14 protein-coding genes and 1 riboswitch are annotated in these 16,906 nt (G+C 37.7%); of the genes, 6 read left to right on the top strand and 8 right to left on the bottom strand.

Annotated features, from left to right (window positions below; genetic code table 11):
* Positions 1-10 precede the first annotated feature (10 nt).
* Positions 11-544 carry a polyhydroxyalkanoic acid synthase subunit PhaR gene (gene phaR, locus V2145_RS13360; RefSeq protein WP_094911647.1) on the bottom strand — a complete coding sequence of 178 codons (534 nt, stop codon included), beginning with the start codon at positions 542-544 and terminating at the stop codon, positions 11-13.
* A 382-nt stretch (positions 545-926) separates the two neighbouring features.
* On the opposite strand from phaR, the gene phaQ reads away from it, so the two are divergent.
* From phaQ to V2145_RS13375, 3 genes are all read left to right on the top strand, one after another.
* The gene (phaQ, locus tag V2145_RS13365) at positions 927-1,355 is read left to right on the top strand and encodes a poly-beta-hydroxybutyrate-responsive repressor (RefSeq protein ID WP_094911648.1); all 429 of its coding nucleotides are present in this window, start codon (positions 927-929) and stop codon (positions 1,353-1,355) included.
* A gap of 172 nt (positions 1,356-1,527) precedes the next feature.
* On the top strand, positions 1,528-2,040 hold the full coding sequence (gene phaP, locus V2145_RS13370) for a polyhydroxyalkanoic acid inclusion protein PhaP (protein ID WP_094911649.1): 513 nt from the start codon (positions 1,528-1,530) through the stop codon (positions 2,038-2,040).
* A gap of 143 nt (positions 2,041-2,183) precedes the next feature.
* Positions 2,184-2,378 (top strand): alpha/beta-type small acid-soluble spore protein, encoded by a 195-nt coding sequence (locus V2145_RS13375; protein ID WP_094911650.1) that lies wholly within the window; start codon positions 2,184-2,186, stop codon positions 2,376-2,378.
* 381 nt (positions 2,379-2,759) lie between these two features.
* Here the strand turns inward: V2145_RS13375 and V2145_RS13380 are convergent, their stop codons facing one another.
* From V2145_RS13380 to V2145_RS13395, 4 genes are all read right to left on the bottom strand, one after another.
* On the bottom strand, positions 2,760-3,572 hold the full coding sequence (locus V2145_RS13380; RefSeq protein WP_094911651.1) for a TerC family protein: 813 nt from the start codon (positions 3,570-3,572) through the stop codon (positions 2,760-2,762).
* A 99-nt stretch (positions 3,573-3,671) separates the two neighbouring features.
* Positions 3,672-3,774, bottom strand: a riboswitch (yybP-ykoY riboswitch).
* Positions 3,775-3,844: 70 nt separating this feature from the next.
* The gene (locus tag V2145_RS13385) at positions 3,845-6,865 is read right to left on the bottom strand and encodes a PAS domain S-box protein (RefSeq protein WP_330987832.1); all 3,021 of its coding nucleotides are present in this window, start codon (positions 6,863-6,865) and stop codon (positions 3,845-3,847) included.
* Positions 6,866-6,955: 90 nt separating this feature from the next.
* Positions 6,956-7,708, bottom strand: coding sequence for a LytR/AlgR family response regulator transcription factor (locus tag V2145_RS13390; protein WP_094911653.1), 753 nt, complete (start codon positions 7,706-7,708; stop codon positions 6,956-6,958).
* Between the two features lie 334 nt (positions 7,709-8,042).
* Entirely contained in the window at positions 8,043-9,698 is a 1,656-nt protein-coding gene (locus V2145_RS13395) for an alkaline phosphatase (protein ID WP_094911654.1), read from the bottom strand.
* A 236-nt stretch (positions 9,699-9,934) separates the two neighbouring features.
* Between V2145_RS13395 and V2145_RS13400 the strand changes: the two genes are divergently transcribed.
* Genes V2145_RS13400 through V2145_RS13410 form a run of 3 tightly spaced genes read left to right on the top strand, consistent with a single transcriptional unit; the run spans position 9,935 to position 13,708 of the window.
* Complete coding sequence (locus V2145_RS13400) at positions 9,935-11,446, top strand: spore germination protein (RefSeq protein WP_311858784.1); 1,512 nt, start codon at positions 9,935-9,937, stop codon at positions 11,444-11,446.
* A gap of 19 nt (positions 11,447-11,465) precedes the next feature.
* The gene (locus V2145_RS13405) at positions 11,466-12,551 is read left to right on the top strand and encodes a Ger(x)C family spore germination protein (protein ID WP_311858786.1); all 1,086 of its coding nucleotides are present in this window, start codon (positions 11,466-11,468) and stop codon (positions 12,549-12,551) included.
* Between the two features lie 11 nt (positions 12,552-12,562).
* On the top strand, positions 12,563-13,708 hold the full coding sequence (locus tag V2145_RS13410; protein WP_311858788.1) for a GerAB/ArcD/ProY family transporter: 1,146 nt from the start codon (positions 12,563-12,565) through the stop codon (positions 13,706-13,708).
* Positions 13,709-13,721: 13 nt separating this feature from the next.
* Here the strand turns inward: V2145_RS13410 and msrA are convergent, their stop codons facing one another.
* The 3 genes from msrA to V2145_RS13425 form a co-directional block, all read right to left on the bottom strand.
* Positions 13,722-14,684 carry a peptide-methionine (S)-S-oxide reductase MsrA gene (gene msrA / locus V2145_RS13415; protein ID WP_311858790.1) on the bottom strand — a complete coding sequence of 321 codons (963 nt, stop codon included), beginning with the start codon at positions 14,682-14,684 and terminating at the stop codon, positions 13,722-13,724.
* Between the two features lie 122 nt (positions 14,685-14,806).
* Positions 14,807-16,399 (bottom strand): MDR family MFS transporter, encoded by a 1,593-nt coding sequence (locus tag V2145_RS13420; protein ID WP_094911659.1) that lies wholly within the window; start codon positions 16,397-16,399, stop codon positions 14,807-14,809.
* 65 nt (positions 16,400-16,464) lie between these two features.
* Complete coding sequence (locus tag V2145_RS13425; protein ID WP_094911660.1) at positions 16,465-16,905, bottom strand: MarR family winged helix-turn-helix transcriptional regulator; 441 nt, start codon at positions 16,903-16,905, stop codon at positions 16,465-16,467.
* Between the last annotated feature and the right edge of the window lies 1 nt (position 16,906).

The following is a 16,906-nucleotide window of genomic DNA, read 5'->3' on the forward strand; positions in this document are numbered from 1 at the left end:
TCCCCTTGTCTTACTTTTGAGCCTGTTGCTCACTTTGTTTCTCTGCTTTTACTTGGTCTAAAAGCTCTGCTTTTAGCTGTTCACCTTGTTCTTTAATTTGTTCTTGAATTAACTCTTGAAGCACGGTTTGCGTGTCTTGCTGCTCTTCAAGCAGTGATAATACCTTATCTAGCTTTTTGTCTAATGACTTCACATCTGACTTCAGCTTAGTTACTTCACGCTTGAAAGCTGGGCTATCTTGCTTGTCTTCAAGATCATCGAAACGATCTTCTAACGCCTCTACTTTTTCCTCTACGTTAATGACAAGTGTAGCTACGTTTGCTACGTCTTCTTTTGTTGGAATGTTTACTTGTTGGAAATAGCGCCCTGTTACTTCGTTAATAGCTTGTTGATACTGAAGGTTCATGTTCAGAACGTTTCCCATCATTTGAGAGAACTCTTCTCTGTTCATGTTGTCTCCAATCACTTTTCCCCAGTAAGATTCAGTTTTGTCATATACGTCTTTCCATGCTTGAAACGGATCTAACATCTTTTGCTGTTCCAATTTTCCATCTCCTTTCCACGTAATTAAAAGTGATGGCTTTCAATATGTTCATGGCGAAAACGCCTGTGTACATATTAGGAAGCACGAAGTAAACGCAATCATTATCATCAATAAGAACGCTTACTATTGTTTGATTTGTTTTCTACTTGCGCCAACAAAATGTAAAAGTGTTAAAAATATCTTACGTATACTATTATAGAGTTGTTTGATATGATAAACAATTCCCAATCTTTGATGATTTTTGAAAAGTTTTGACAGAAATTGTCGAAACTCTTGGTTTTTTTGTCGTTTTCTAAAAAAAACCAAGGGAATGATTGACTTTTATCTCACCTAGGTGTAAATTACACATATAGAGACAAATTACCAAAAAGGGGTGATTAACTTGAGTACAAGTAAAGAAGATAACGCCTCTGCTTCAAACTCCGCTAATCTTGAAAAATCGATTAGTGGTGCACCAAAAAACTTTATGATTCCTTTTTTATTACTGAGCCTTCGGGGTTGGAATTTACATGGTTATAAGCTAATTCAGCAGCTGATGAGTTTCGGCTTTACATCAGTCGATCAAGGGAACGTATATCGTACCTTAAGACAGCTTGAAAAAGATAATCTCATTACTTCACAGTGGGATACATCTGCTGAAGGGCCAGCTCGACGTATCTATTCGTTAACGGAAGCTGGCGAGCAATACTTAACGATGTGGGCTTCATCATTAGAGCAATATCAAAATATGCTGGATTCATTCTTTTCTATGTATACTGACATGTTTTTCCCATTCAGCTCAAGTACAAAAAAAGATGAGAATCAAAAGTAATTTTACATGTACAAAAGGAGTCACGTAGTTTGACGCTACGTTTCCTTATATAAAAATAACGGCTATTTCGCGAGCTAGCTGAAATGTTAAGCCTTACATCTACGACAAACATCTCTAACGTTTCATAAATCTATTCTGTTCGCAAGCCAATCAACCGAGGAGGAATTTGATTATGGCAACAGTAAAGTATGAAACAGTAATCGATGCAATGTGGGATCAATGGACAAAAGGACTAGAAAACATCGCTGAAGGAAATAAACAAGTTGAGCTATGGACGTTAAAAACTTTAGAGCAACAACAAGAGTTTGTGTCAAAAGCCGTTGAACAACTTCAAGAAGTTGATAAGCAATGGAAGGCTGAGCTTGAAAATCTTCAGCAAAGAACAGTTGAAAACTTACGCAGAACTGCAGGCAATGCAGTGGCAGACTCATACGAAGAGTGGACAAATCGTATGAGTGAAGCATTAAGCAAGCTACAATCATTATCTGTAAACCAAAGCAAAACTGGTTATACAATGGTGAAACAAGCTCAAGAGCAATACCACCAAGTTATTACACAGCTACTAGAAGAGCAAAAGAAAACGCGTGAAGAGCTTCAACAAGTATCTGATGCATACGTAGAGCAAGTAAAATCTCTACAAAAGTCATTTGCTCAATCAGTTGACCAATATGCAGTTGTAAAATAAAACAAAAAGCCTAACTTCTTCTGAAGTTGGGCTTTTTTTTATCTCCTTCAAACCATTACCAGTATGCTAATAAACCAAGAGTACATACTACGATTACAACGATGATTATTCGTTGAACTTTAACAAAAGGAGAGAATGAAACCATGGCTAAATCAAATAAATTGTTAGTTCCTGGCGTGGGACAATTTTTAGATCAATACAAAGCAGAAATTGCTCAAGAGTTTGGAGTAACGTTAGGTTCTGATACGGTTGCTCGTAGCAACGGATCAGTTGGTGGCGAAATTACAAAACGTCTAGTACAACAAGCTCAAGCTCATTTAAGCGGGCAACACAAATAATTTTAACAACTTCATAATATGGCTAAAAGCAGGTGTTTTAGGCACCTGCTTTTCTGATGCAAAAAAACTGAAACAAAACGCAATGTTTTTTTCCAAAAGACCCATTATCACTTTTCTAAAGTAATCAGGTTTTTATGACCAGTTCGTTCCATTGCGCTCCAAAAATTCGCTTTCCATGGGAAGGATTCTGAGCCTCTTCGCTACGAGAGGCCTCAGTCTTTCCTCTGTTTTCCCCGGAAGTTATGTGTCTTACGCTGCACTCCACTAATCGTCTAAAATGAATTTCCTAATTAGAAAAAAATCCGAACTATAAAAGAGTCGTTAACTCCCAATAGTTCGGATTGATTATGACCTGAAACACTTATGTCTCAGCCTCTTTTATTATTGATGATCTACTTTTTTCAACGCATCCTGTGCATCATCTGAACCTTCAATTTCACTCTGGTTTTTACCCTTGGATAAGAACCAACCGCCAACAGCAATTGCAATTAGTACGATCCAGAAGAAAAGCTTCCATCCTTTTGATTCTGGGAAATGCTCATCAATAATTGCTAATTCAGGGTGAGCAAGCGTATAGACTGCTAATTTGACCCCTACCCAACCAACAATTAAGAAAGCAGCTGTTTCTAAGCCTGGTCGTTGATTTAATAATTTCACAAACCACGTTGCTGCAAAACGCATAATGATTAATCCAATTAATCCACCTGCAAAAATAACGGCGAACTGTCCACCATCTAATCCACCAATTTTAGGTAGTGGCGTATTAGGAAGCGTGACGGCTAGAGCAACCGCTGCAAGAATTGAATCAACTGCAAACGCAATGTCTGCTAACTCTACTTTTAAAACAGTCATCCAAAAACCTGAACCCTTTTTTTCCTTTGTAACTGTTTCATCATGTTTTGACTTTTTCAAATAGCGTTTTACGAGATGATTTATTGCAATAAACAATAAGTACACTGCTCCGATTGCCTGCACTTGCCAAACATCTACTAAGAATGAGATCGCAAATAGTGAACCAAAGCGGAAAATAAATGCTCCCGCTAACCCGTAAAACAATGCTTTTTTACGCTGCTCTTCCGGTAAGTGCTTTACCATAATCGCCATTACAAGCGCATTATCAGCAGCTAAAATTCCTTCTAAGGCGATGAGAACAAGCAGCACCCACCCATATTCTAATAACAATGATGCATCCATAAACATTCTCCTCTCTTTTCTCTCTCTTACTAATCTTTTTCCCTAATTCGGCAAAGAAAACACAAAAAGACCTTTGCCAAATATGGCAAAGGTCTTGCTAAGCATAAATAAATTCGTTATGCCAACAAAGCCGATGGATACAATCCATGGAATGACGACTTTGTTTCAGGTTTCCCTGACGCTACTCCCCTTTACTCCTTAGATGAAGTAAGTGTATTAAGTTATTATCATAATACGTAACTTTTTCCAACTTGTCAATGAAAAACAGTTATTTATTTCTTTACATTCAGTATACGTGCTAACTTGTGTAAAAATGTCTCAATATGAATAGGTTTGGTAATATACTCTTCAATCCCCATACTTACTGCTTTTTCAACATCACCCTGTAGGGCATTAGCGGTAACTGCGATCACAGGTATGTCTTTTAACTGATCTTGGCTTTTGATTGCTTTTACTACTTCTTCACCTGATATATCTGGTAAGTTCATATCAAGTAAAATTACCTTTGGATGTATCGTTTGGATAGCTTCAATTCCTTGACGTCCATTTTTTGCAATAAATAGCTCAACGTTGTTATAAGGAGCTAGTACTGACTGCATGAGTTCAATATTCTCATCGTAATCTTCGATATACAGCACGCTAGCCTTCTCTATGGAAGCTATGCTTTGTAACACTGACTTCTCTTTTATTGAAGGGCTCTTGTCAGAAGCTTTTACAACGGGAAATTGAACCCAAAACGTACTACCTATTCCTTCTACACTTTCTACTCCATATGTTCCGTCCATAATTAGCACCAGTTGTTTAACTAGTGATAAGCCGATACCTGTTCCGTCAATCATAACAGATTTGGAGCGATAAAAAGGTTTGAAAATATCTTGAATTTCTGATGATGAAATGCCGATGCCTTCATCTTCTACATAAATCGTTACAACATGCTCATCAGACTTGAAAGCCAATTTAATACTCCCATAAGGCTTAGAATAGCGAACTGCGTTAGTGAGCAAATTAAGCAGGATTTGCTGTAAGCGCAGATTATCTCCATACACGTATACATCTGGCTGCTGTTGTAAAAGCGTCAGGTTCATATTATGCTCTAAGGCAATAGGATGCATTGTTTTATAAGCTTCTTCTAACACCTGCTGAACAGATAGAGACTCCATATTTAATGAAACGTGCCCACCTTCAATTTTAGACAGGTCCATTGTTTCATTAATTAAATTTAACAAATGCTGACTTGCCCTCATAATTTTTTGAACATGCCCTGTTTGTATAGGAGGCAATTCCTGATCACCTAAAATTTGCGTATAGCCCATAATACTATTGAGGGGTGTTCTTAGCTCATGACTCACTTTTGACAAAAATTCGGTTTTAGTTTGGTTAGCTTTTTCTGCTTCTTCTTTTGCAACCACCAATCGCTTATTTATTTGCAACAGTTCTACTTCTTGCTGTCGCTGCTTAGTAATATCTTTAAATGTTACTACAACGCCCTCATGGTATTCATTATCAGACAAACGCTGCGCATTAATTGAAAGCCAAATAAGCTTATGCGGTGTCACCCATATTCCCATTACAACGTTTTCAACTGCCTTTCCAGTTTTTAAACATCGTACAGATGGAATATCCTCTTTTTGAAAGATTTCACCATTTGGGTGAATCATTCTCCATGCTAAATTCATTGTGTTTATTTGATAAAATTCATCATAACTCATCCCTAAGATACTTGCTGCATGTTCATTCGCCGCAACAATATCTCCCTCACAATTATGAAACACAACTCCTTCTGTCATAGTAGAAAGCACGGATCTATACATAGCTTCACTTCTTTCAAGCTGTACTTGTGCACGATGCAAATTGGTAATATCAATCATGTTACCAATTATTTCAACAACTTGATCGCCCTTTATAACGGGTGTGAGTGTTTCATAATACGGGATCCCTCTGAAAAATCCTTCATATGATAGTGCCTGGCCATTCCATACTTTTTCATATAGGTTATGCTTTTCTTGTAGCTGTTTTCCCTCTAAAAACATGTCTATTGCTTTGCCTACCATCTCATCAGTATCCAAGCCGAATCCCTTTTTCAATTTTCCTTCAGACATGGTATATAGAAACTTACCATTTACTTTTTTTAGCTTAAAAATGACCCCATCATGCTGGTTCATTGTTAATGCTAATTCACTTTGTAAAGTACACAATGCTTCTTGAGCGACTTTTCTTTCTGTAATATCTTTTAAAATCACATATATACCGTGGCTTTCACCGTTTACGATAATGGGCATTTGAGTAACTTCTACATAAATATTTTCTCCATTTTGCTTAATCAACGTTGCGTCATAATGAACAGACGTTCCATCGAGCGATTGTTGAAAAAAGTGTTGAATTCGCTCTGCATCATCAGGTGGAAAAAGCATCAGAAAAGGTAAGTGTTCCATTTCATGCATAGCATACCCAGTGACGTCTTTTCCCTTTGTGTTCATTACGTTAATAAATCCATTAACACTAATAGAGCATACGATATCTGGATTATAGTTAAATAGTGAACGGTACGATGCTTCTTTTATCATATTTGTGTGCGACTCAGCATGTTTTTTATAAGCTGCAATTAACAAAAATAAAATAAGAATTGTAAGGGTAACACTTGCCACCAACCCGGCAAACGGTTCTTGGTATGGCAAAAACTGCCCCCATCGCCTAATAATAAACGTACCTTCCTTTAATGAATAACCCGCTAAGTGAATGTAATGCATAGCTGCAAGTCCACAGCCCGTAACGATTGAGCTCATTACCTTCATCATTTGGTTTTGTTCCAACGTTTTCACATAAAACCAAGCATGAACAATATACGCACCTAGCACAAATGAAATAGTGGCACTGAGCAAGCTGGCCCATGGTTGAACTTGAAGTGCTATGTTGCTTTTTAATGAAAAAAGAAGTATATAGTGCGTCATCAAAAGTGTTATGCCGATTAATATACCTGAAATGATGGACATTTTTTTTATCATGTATAACCAAGAGGATAATAAGCTTCCTAGAAAGGCTACTAATAATGAAGCAATCAACATCCACATATTAATTTGAAACGTGATAGGCGTATAGTAAGAGAGTAAGCCAATAACTTGTACCGCCCACACACCTAACCCAAAGGACAAAGCTGACATCAATACCCATTTTTTTTGAGGACGCGGTGAGCTACTGCTTCTCTCAATTAAATCTAAGGCTGTATAGGCAGATAAAATGCCTACTACTATTGCCAGGAAAACGGTAAATAAATTGTAATTACCTTCCAGAGTCATTCTCTCCTTTCTCATAAGCAAGACGTAAAAACAGACGAACCGTTTCAAAGGCTCGCCTGCTGTTACGTGCAAGTGTATTTAATTCAACTGTTAATTGACCATTAGATCATGGAGCTGCTTTTGCACTTCTTGAATTTTCAATTTCGAGATATGAGCATATTCATCAAAATTCAAAAAGTAGACTAGGTACGTTTCATTTCTAGGAGTAATATGAGAGACCTTTTCCAGATTAACAATATAAGATCGATGCGTTTGGCTAAAAACGTTTGGATCTAAATACATATAAATATCACTGATGTTTTCATATGTTTCATATGTTCTCAACTGTGTGAATATTAAACATTTCTTTCCTGATTTTTCAATAAAAACAATCTCGTTAATTGGTATATAGTAAGTAGATCCGTTAAATTTAACAGGTAATCGCTTTGCTCTTGATTTAGTTGAATTGTCTTTTTCTTGTTTAGCAAGCGTTTTTTTAGCGCGCTCTAATGCTACATATAACCGTTGCTTTTCAATCGGTTTAACAATATAGTCAAGAGCAGATAATTCGAAAGCTTCAACCGCAAACTGATCATACCCTGTTATAAAGATAAAGCGTAAATCTGGTTTAATCTTCAAACATTCTTTCACAGCTTCTAATCCGCTCATGCTCGGCATATTAATATCTACCAAAATAAGCTCTGGACTTTGTACCATTACTTGCTGAATTAACTCTTCACCATCCCTGCAAGAGCCAATGACATCAAAGCCAGGTACCTGAGAAATAAAATATTCTAAGATTTCAATTGAATCTATATTATCATCTGCAATTAATACTTTCACAAACGTCGCTCCTTCTAACATTCTTTCTAATCCTTTTACATTATCTATTCCGTTAAATTAAAAACAAAAATGAACATTTATGCTAAGGAGAAAAACCTCGCTAGTTTCTCTCAAATTTAGTAAGTATTTGGATATCAAAAGTGTAGCATATAACCGTAACAACATATATATGAGAAATGAACTAATCAATTCATACACCAAGTCTATCATACTACACTTCTTCCACTTATGCATAAAGGAATGCCTAAAAACTGTATTTTTATATAGGTCTTTTTAACCATTAACAAGAGATGAAACAAAAACAAATAAGCCCACCAGAAGAATTCACTTCCGGTGAGCTATATATTTCAAACGCTTATTTCCCTTTTTTCACAATATCTTCTGCTTGTTTTGATACGAAGAAGCGACCGTTTTTATCTTGCACGACCACGCTATTCATTTCAATTTCTTTCCCATCCACAATCGCAATATTTTTGTTAACAGGAAACTCTACCGTACGCTTGTTTGATTTTACAACTAATACAGGGTTTTGTGGATCTTGTTTATTTACTGTTACGTTAGCACCTTTAAATGCTTTTGTAGCTTCAATAAACAGCTCATCTGTTAGTTTATCTAAGTCGAAATTCATTGCTTTTGCCATATGCTTAGCAAGATCAGTATTATCGTAATGCCCCACAGGACGATCTACTCCGTATGAATACAAGAACATGTCTTCACCCGTATGACCACCTGTCGTAAAGCCTAGGTTTGCACGATTTGCCAGCAGTTTAGATAATGTTACTCCAATTGCATTTTTATCTTTCGCTGCATCTAACTGTTTCTTTTCATCATCCGTTAAGTTGTCTAGACCGTATAAAGCAGCCACTTCTTCTTTGTTTGATAAGTCTTTATTTAGAGAGCCCATTGCGCCTTCTAACGTCATTTTCGCTTTTTTCAACGGGTCAATGTACGCTGAAACAGGCGTTGTATCATAGTTTTTATCTGTATTTTTACTTCCGATTGAAATACCGCTATTACCGTGATCTGATACAACAATAACCATTGTATTTTTATCTTTTTTCGCAAACTCGACTGCTTTCCCTACTGCGTTATCAAAAGCTAACACGTCGCTTACCATTCCAACAGGATCGTTTGCATGTGCCGCCCAGTCTGGCTTACTGCCTTCAACGAATAAGAAAAATCCATCCTTGTCCTTTGAAAGCGTAGTAAGTGCTTTATCCGTCATTTCTGAAATTGTCGGCTCTTGAGGCTTTGTTTGTTTACGGTCCATTTCGTAAGCAAGCGCTGAATCTGAGAATGAACCCCAAATTTTATCTGATTTTGATTTTAATAACTCATCGCGATTTTCTACAAAATCATAGCCCTTTTCGTCAATTACTTCAACTAAGTTTTCACCGTCTTTACGATTTTTACTACCTTCTCCTGTGACAAGTGATTGCTTACCACCACCGAGTACAACGTCTATGCCTTGGTATACTTGCTGCTCACCTAGTACATCAAAGTTATTACGATCGTGATGATGGGCTGAAAAACCAGCTGGCGTTGCGTGTTGAATTTCAGAAGTTGCTACAATTCCTGTTGCTTTTCCAGATAGCTTTGCTCCTTCTAGAACATTTGCTACTGGGCGGTACTTGTCTTCTTCTTTTATTTGTTCAACACCAGGTGTTGTGACAAGTGAAGGAAGCACTCCTACATATCCAGAGTTAGATTTATTACCAGTAGCCAATGCTGTTCCTGCTGGTGCTGAATCCGTAATTGCTGATTCAGCTGAATAAGCGCGAACCCCTCCAGCCATTAACTGATCCATATGTAGAGGTGCACCTTTATACCATCTTGCTAATGTTGTTGTGCTTGAGCTTGTTCCGTCCGTTACCATCATAATAACGTTTTTTGGTTTTTTCTCCTGCTGTTTTGGCCCCTTCGCTTCAGTTTCCATTAATGCATTTCCTAATCCAAAAGAACCGAGTGCTACAGCACCAGCAAGCGTTGCCCCTAATAATTTCTTTTTCATTTCATCGTGCTCCCTTCGTATCGCTCTTTTTTCTACATGCTTAAATCTAACAATTTTTTGTAAATGCACTTTTATGGCAATGTAAAGATTCGTTAAAATCGCGTAAATACCTGTTTACAAGCCCATAAACCCTACAAATGCACTAATCCTTCAGAAGAAAAGTTTCATCGCATAAAAAGGAAATACATGAACAAACTACCAATAACAGATGAGGACTGATGATAAGGAGCATACTTATGTTCAAGAGTTTATTTAAAAAGAGAAATGCTGATCAACAACCACAGAAAACTCTGGATGAAATTATTGAGCAATTTAGTAAATCCAGTGATTTTACAACGCTCGCTATTGGAGCTCAGCATAAGAAATACGTCATTACGTACTTTAAACAGCTCGTCCAGATGCAAAGCGTTGAAGATAAAATTATAAAGCCTATTCAGCTCATTGACTTTACGTTAACAAACGTCAACGAAGTCGAAAACGTATTACCGATTGAAGATATCTCTATCACTAAAGATACTCAAGAAATTTTAGAAAAAATGCTTCGCGGATACGTTATGTTTCAACTTCATACAAACGACAGAGAAGTTGCTTTAATTAAGGTTCAAAGTTTTGATACAGGATTTCGCACAGAGAATGAAACTGAAAATGAATTTAGCGTCGTAGGTCCAAAGCTCGGATTTGTAGAAGATCTTGATGTTAATTTATATCTCATGCGAAAAACCTTGATTTCTGAACATTTAGTGTTCAAAGAGATTACGGTCGGGCAAAAGTCCAAAACACGGGTAGTAATTGTTTACCTAGAAAACGTAACGAATCCCCAGCACGTGGATACCATGACACAGCGTTTAGAATCTCTTGACTTTGACGTAATCTTTGACAGCACCATGCTCGAGCAGCTCATTTCAGATAATTCAAATACACCATTTCCTTTGTTTCTAACAACCGAGAGAGTAGACCGCGTATTGTTTACCTTGCTAAATGGCCAAGTGGCCTTTTTCTCAAGCGGTTCTCCTTACGCAGTGACGGGACCATCCACGCTGCTTGATTTTTTTATTTCACCTGAAGACTATTATTTACCGTGGGTGCTAGGCTCATTCTTTCGCTTAATTCGAATGTTTGGCGTATTCTTTTCTATCTTTGCAACGCCGCTATATGTTGCCGTTGTTACCTATCATTATGAAATGTTGCCAAAGGATTTACTGGGACCGATTATTTTTTCACGAACGAATGTCCCTTTCCCCCCTGTGGTAGAAGTATTATTTTTAGAAATTACTATTGAACTGCTTAGAGAAGCAGGAGCAAGACTACCTTCTAAGGTTGGTCAAACGCTTGGGATTGTTGGGGGAATTGTTATTGGGCAAGCAACCGTTGAAGCTGCTTTAACGAGTAACGTCTTACTCATCATTGTTTCTTTAACTGCACTCGCATCGTTTACAACCCCAATTTTTAAAATGTCTAATACGATTCGACTTTTGCGCTTCCCTTTTGTACTGTTTGCAGCCTTGTATGGACTTGTCGGTATTATTTTTGGCTTTTGTTACCTAATTGTTCACCTACTTCGTTTACAGTCTCTTGGTATGCCTTATTTGGTTCCCGTCTATCCATTTCGAGCAAAAAGCCAACGTGATACGTTCCTTAGACTTCCATATAGCAAAACAGCAAAGCGCCCTGGATACTTAAGACCTTTAAGCTGGTTCCGCTACAATCCTGAAAAATCAAAAAAGAAACAAAATCTAGACCGAGAGTAACCAAGGAGGATATACAACAATGAAAAAATTAATAGTTATAGCTTGTTGTAGTCTCTTTCTAATCAGCTGTGCCGACCGCGAAATAATTGATGAAATCCAAGTCGTGAATGCGATTGGATACGATTACGATGAGGACAAAGACAAAATTCGAGGAACCGTTTTATACCCTATCTTTAAATATGGACCAACGGAGGAACCAAGCATCATTGCAGCCAAAGGCGATAGCTCTTTTGATATCCCTCTTCACCTAAACGTTAAGTCTTCGCTTCCTTTGGCATTTGGCCAGTTGCGTAGCGTCATAATTGGTGAAGACTATGCCAAACATGGAATGCGAGATTTAGTCAATACGCTCGCTCGAAATCCCGACTTAGGACGTACCATTAAAGTAGCCATCACAGACGGTAATGCACATGAAATGTTAAGCTCTGTTACGCGAAAGAAAATTAAGGATTATCAGTTTATCTCAAATTTAATTGACCAGAATATTGAAACTGAAAACCTACCACTAACTAACTTACAAACGTTTTTATTTAGTTTTTTTAGCGATGACCGTGATCCTTTTTTACCGCTGTTATCCCAAGAAAAAGATGCAATCAAATTAGAAGGAATTGCATTGTTTAAAAATGAAAAATACATTTCTTCAATTGATATGAAAGAGACCTTTTTACTGAAGCTACTCTTGGATGGGACAAAACACGGTCGTTATACAATGGATATTAAGCACGAGGGACATTCAGGAGAAGTCATTTTGGAAAATCTCCGAACTAAAACAAAGTATACATTAAAAGGGAACCGCCAGAACCCTACCATTGTTGTACATTTACACATTGATGGCCTTGTAAAAGAGTTTCCACAGTGGCTCAGTTTAACAACACCCTCTAATATCAATATGCTTGAAGAAAAGTTAACCTCAAACTTAGAGAAGGATAGCAATAATCTAATTAAAAAGCTTCAAAAATTAGGCGTTGACCCAATTTGCTTTACAGATTACGTTCGCAGCCGTACGCGCAACTTTAACAGCCAACGCTTTAGAGAAAACTATTCAAATATGGATATCCATGTAAAAGCGCATGTAAATTTAGTTCAAACAGGTATCAGTCAATAGGAGGGAGCAAAGTGGAAAACAACGTGAAAGAACAATTTCAAGTCTCTCCGTCCTTTCTGTTCTTTTTAATTCATTCTGTTCAAGTAGGGGTTGGACTACTAGGGTTTCAAAGATACATCGTGAAAGGTGCCGGACATGACGCTTGGATTTCAGTCATTGCCTCTGGCTTAGCCGTTTCTATTCTGTTTTGGATGTGCTTTTATGTACTAAAACGTGAAAATACGGATGTCATCGAAATCCACCGCCTGTATTTCGGAAAATGGATTGGCAATCTCTTTAATATCATTTTATGCCTATACTTTTTCTCTTTTGCAATCACAATTTATCGAACATATATTGAAGTTTTACAGGTCTGGATGTTCCCGCAGCTAACCACTTGGAGTATTTCACTGATCTATCTTCCCCTGATTTATTACATTATTTCAGGTGGTTTTCGCGTCATTACAGGTATTGCATTCTTTGGGGTGATTCTTCCATTACCTTTATTTTTTTCATTATTTTATCCACTGTCGTTAGGTGAAGTAAACAATATCTTACCGATTTTAGATCATAGCTTTGGTGAGTTGTTTACTTCTTTTAAAACAATGACGTTTAGCTACTTGGGGTTTGAATCGATTTTATTTTTTTATCCCTACATTAAAAATGGACCCTCTAGTTACAAGTGGGGGCAAGCTGGCCTTTTATTTACAACAATTCTCTATACATTTTTAACAATTGTAACATTTGTTTATTTTAGTCAAGGGCAGCTTTTAAAAACGATTTGGCCGACGCTTACAATGGCTAAAATAATCGAGATTCCCTTTATCCAACGATTTGAATACATCGTAATTTCGTTATGGCTTCTTGTTGTTTTACCAGCAATTTGTACAACCTTATGGTGCAGCGTTCGAGGGATGAGACGGACGTTTCGCGGAAAATCTACTATTTACTTATTAGCTTTTATGATAATTCTATTAGCTTTTTCAATTTTCTTTGACAATCGAAAAAACATAGATATTTTAAATAACACCGTTTCCCAAATAGGAACATACGTTATTTATCTTTACATTCCTTTTCTATTTATTTTCAGCATTATTCGTTCAAAAATAAAAGGAAGCAAACGAACACCTGAACCACGGCAAGAACCTCAAAAAAAGAGTGAGTCACCTTCATCGTGACCCACTCTTTTTATTAGTTGAATAGCGCTACATACTCACCGTATCCCTCTTCTTCCAGCTTATCTTTAGGGACAAATCGAAGAGCCGCTGAGTTGATGCAGTAGCGTAATCCTCCAGCTTCTGTCGGACCATCTTCAAAAACATGGCCTAAATGTGAATTTGCAGCTTTGCTCCGCACTTCCGTACGAACCATATTATGACTAACATCCATATTTTCCTTTACTTCTTCCTTGTTAATAGGCTTGGTAAAGGAAGGCCATCCGCACCCCGCGTCATATTTATCTCGTGAGCTAAAGAGTGGTTCTCCAGAAACAATGTCTACATAGATTCCTTCTTCTGTATGATTCCAGAATTCATTTCGAAATGGAGGTTCGGTTGCATCGTTTTGTGTTACCTCGTATTGAATTGGCGTCAAGCGTTTTTTCAACTCTTCATCTCGACCGGTATCTTTCCAGTTCTCTTTAATAAACCGATCGCGTCCGGAACCTCGACGGTACATTGAATAGCGAAATTTATTCTTTTTGTAGTAATCTTGATGATACTCTTCCGCTTCATAAAACGGCTTTGCAGGTAAAATTTGAGTTACGATAGGGCTTGAAAAACGGCCGCTCTTTTCTAGCTGTTGCTTTGAAGCTTCGGCTAGCTGCTTTTGCTCATCGGTATGATAAAAGATAGCCGTACGATAAGAGTCTCCGCGGTCAGCAAATTGCCCTCCTGGATCGGTTGGATCAATTTGAGGCCAGTAAAGCTCCAATAATTTTTCATATGAAAACACTTGGGGATCAAACGTAATTTGAACCGCTTCATAGTGCCCTGTTGTTTCTGAACATACTTCTTTATACGTTGGATTTTCAGTATGGCCTCCAGTGTAGCCCGATACGACTTTCAGAATGCCTGGCTGTTCGTCAAACGGCTTTACCATGCACCAAAAGCAGCCTCCAGCAAACGTGGCTAATTGATGGTTAGATTGTGTCAACGAGAAGACCTCCTCTTAAGTATTTATGTTTATTATACGACTGATTAATTAAGACACCAACTATCTTGCTTCAACGACTATTATGTACAGAAAAAAAGGAAGCTATGAAGCTTCCTCTTCGGTTATCCTGCTTTATTTTCATGTCCTTCGTTTTCTTTTTCATCTGTGCGCTGACTCATTCGAAGCGGAATAGCTTTAATAAAGAACGTTAGAACTACACCCGTCACAACAATAAAACCAGCAGTTAGATAAACACCTGTTAGTGAATAGCTTAATGTTTCACGAAGAATAGATACAAAGCCATCAAATGCTTGTTGCATAGATGCCGGTACCTGCTTTTGAATTTCTGCTAAACGCGCAGGGTCCATTAGTACCTGTGGATCTAACCCCTGAAGCTTGGAAGCTAATTCAGGAGGTACAGATGCTCCGCTTACTTCTTCTGTCATGTGACTAGACATACGTGAGTTCATCATTGTTCCCATAATCGCAACTCCAACGGTACCACCAAGCTGACGGAACAATTGACTAGATGCTGTTGCTACACCTAGATAGCGCTGTTCAACAGCATTTTGAATAATTAGCGTAAACACTGGGAAGCTCATTCCTAATCCTAAACCAACTAGAATATTGTTAATGATTACATTTGTTGACGTTGAATCTTGATTCATTGCTGAAAGTGAGAACATTCCAGCTGACATGATGGCTAAACCAATGATTGCTAACCCTTTATACTTACCTGTTTTCGTAATATACTGTCCGCCGAGCGTACTTGCAAGTACCATTGCAAGCGTCATTGGCATCATAATTAACCCAGACGCCGTTGCAGAACGACCAATAACACCTTGAATGAAGAACGGAATGTACATCGCTGCTCCAAACATTCCAGCACCTAAGATAAATCCAACAACGTTTGATAGCGTAAAGATATTGTTACGGAATAAGTGCAGCGGTAGTACCGGACTTTTTGCTTTTCGTTCAACCATAATGAAAACAGCTAGTGAAACAATTGTTCCAATAAATAAGCTAATGATTGGTGTTGACACCCAATCATACTTAGAACCAGCCCATGAGAACGCTAATAGTAGCGGTACAATTGTTGTTGTTAAGAATAGTGAACCGGCATAGTCGACCTTTTCACCTTCTCGTTTTTCAACACTTGGAAACAGCATCCAAATTAAAACAAATGCAACGATACCAAACGGTAAGAATACCCAGAAAACCCAGTGCCAGTTTGCATTATCAACAATCCAACCTCCAAGCGTTGGACCAAATACGCTGGCTAAACCAAATACTGAGCTTAGTAACCCTTGCCAACGACCGCGCTCACGCGGCGTAAATAAATCTCCAACTGCTGTAAATGCAGTCGACATAATTAAACCTCCACCAAGACCTTGAACAGCGCGGAAGATAATTAATTGAATCATCGTGTTTGAAAATCCTGCACATAGTGAACCGATAATGAAAATACCGATTCCTGTTAAAATAAACGGCTTACGCCCGTAAATATCTGAAAGTTTCCCTACTAGAATAGCTGTAATACTGGAAGCTAACATAAAGCTTGTAAATACCCAGCTATAATATTCAATTCCCTGTAGCTCAGCAATAATACGTGGCAATGCAGTACCTACAATCGTTTGGTTTACGGCTGTAAACAGCATTGCTGACATAATTGCAATCATAATGGCTACTTTTTTTCGATGTTCTAAATGTTCCATATGTCTACTCCTTTCGGCAACCAAATAATTCACCTAGTGAATCATTTTTATGGCATACGTATCTCTTAGTTTGACTGTCGTTCCGAAGAACGATCAATTTTTTGAAATAATGTGTTCATAATTTGAATTTCCTCATTTGTAAAATCGTTAAACCGCTCAAAAAAGTACGCTCTTTTTTTTGCCTCAATTTCCTCAAATATAGCATGCCCTTTTTCAGTAATGACAATTTCAACAATTCTTCGATCCGCCTCTGACTTCTTTCGTTCCACGTACCCTTTAGATAAAAGCAAATCCGTCAAAGCTGTAATGTGACTAGCTGATACCTGTAGGTGCTTTGAAATATCGGTTGATTTTTGAGGACCTCCATTTCTTAACATGCGAAGAATCATAAAGGCATTAGTTGATAACTCCGAATCAAATACGCTGTTAATTTCTTGTCGAAGCTGACGAAATACGCTGCGGAACAACAACTCCATTTCATGGAGAAGCTCATGACGTTCTTTCACT

Origin of the sequence: Priestia sp. GS2, assembly GCF_036409025.1 — a bacterium.
Lineage (GTDB): Bacteria > Bacillota > Bacilli > Bacillales > Bacillaceae_H > Priestia > Priestia aryabhattai_A.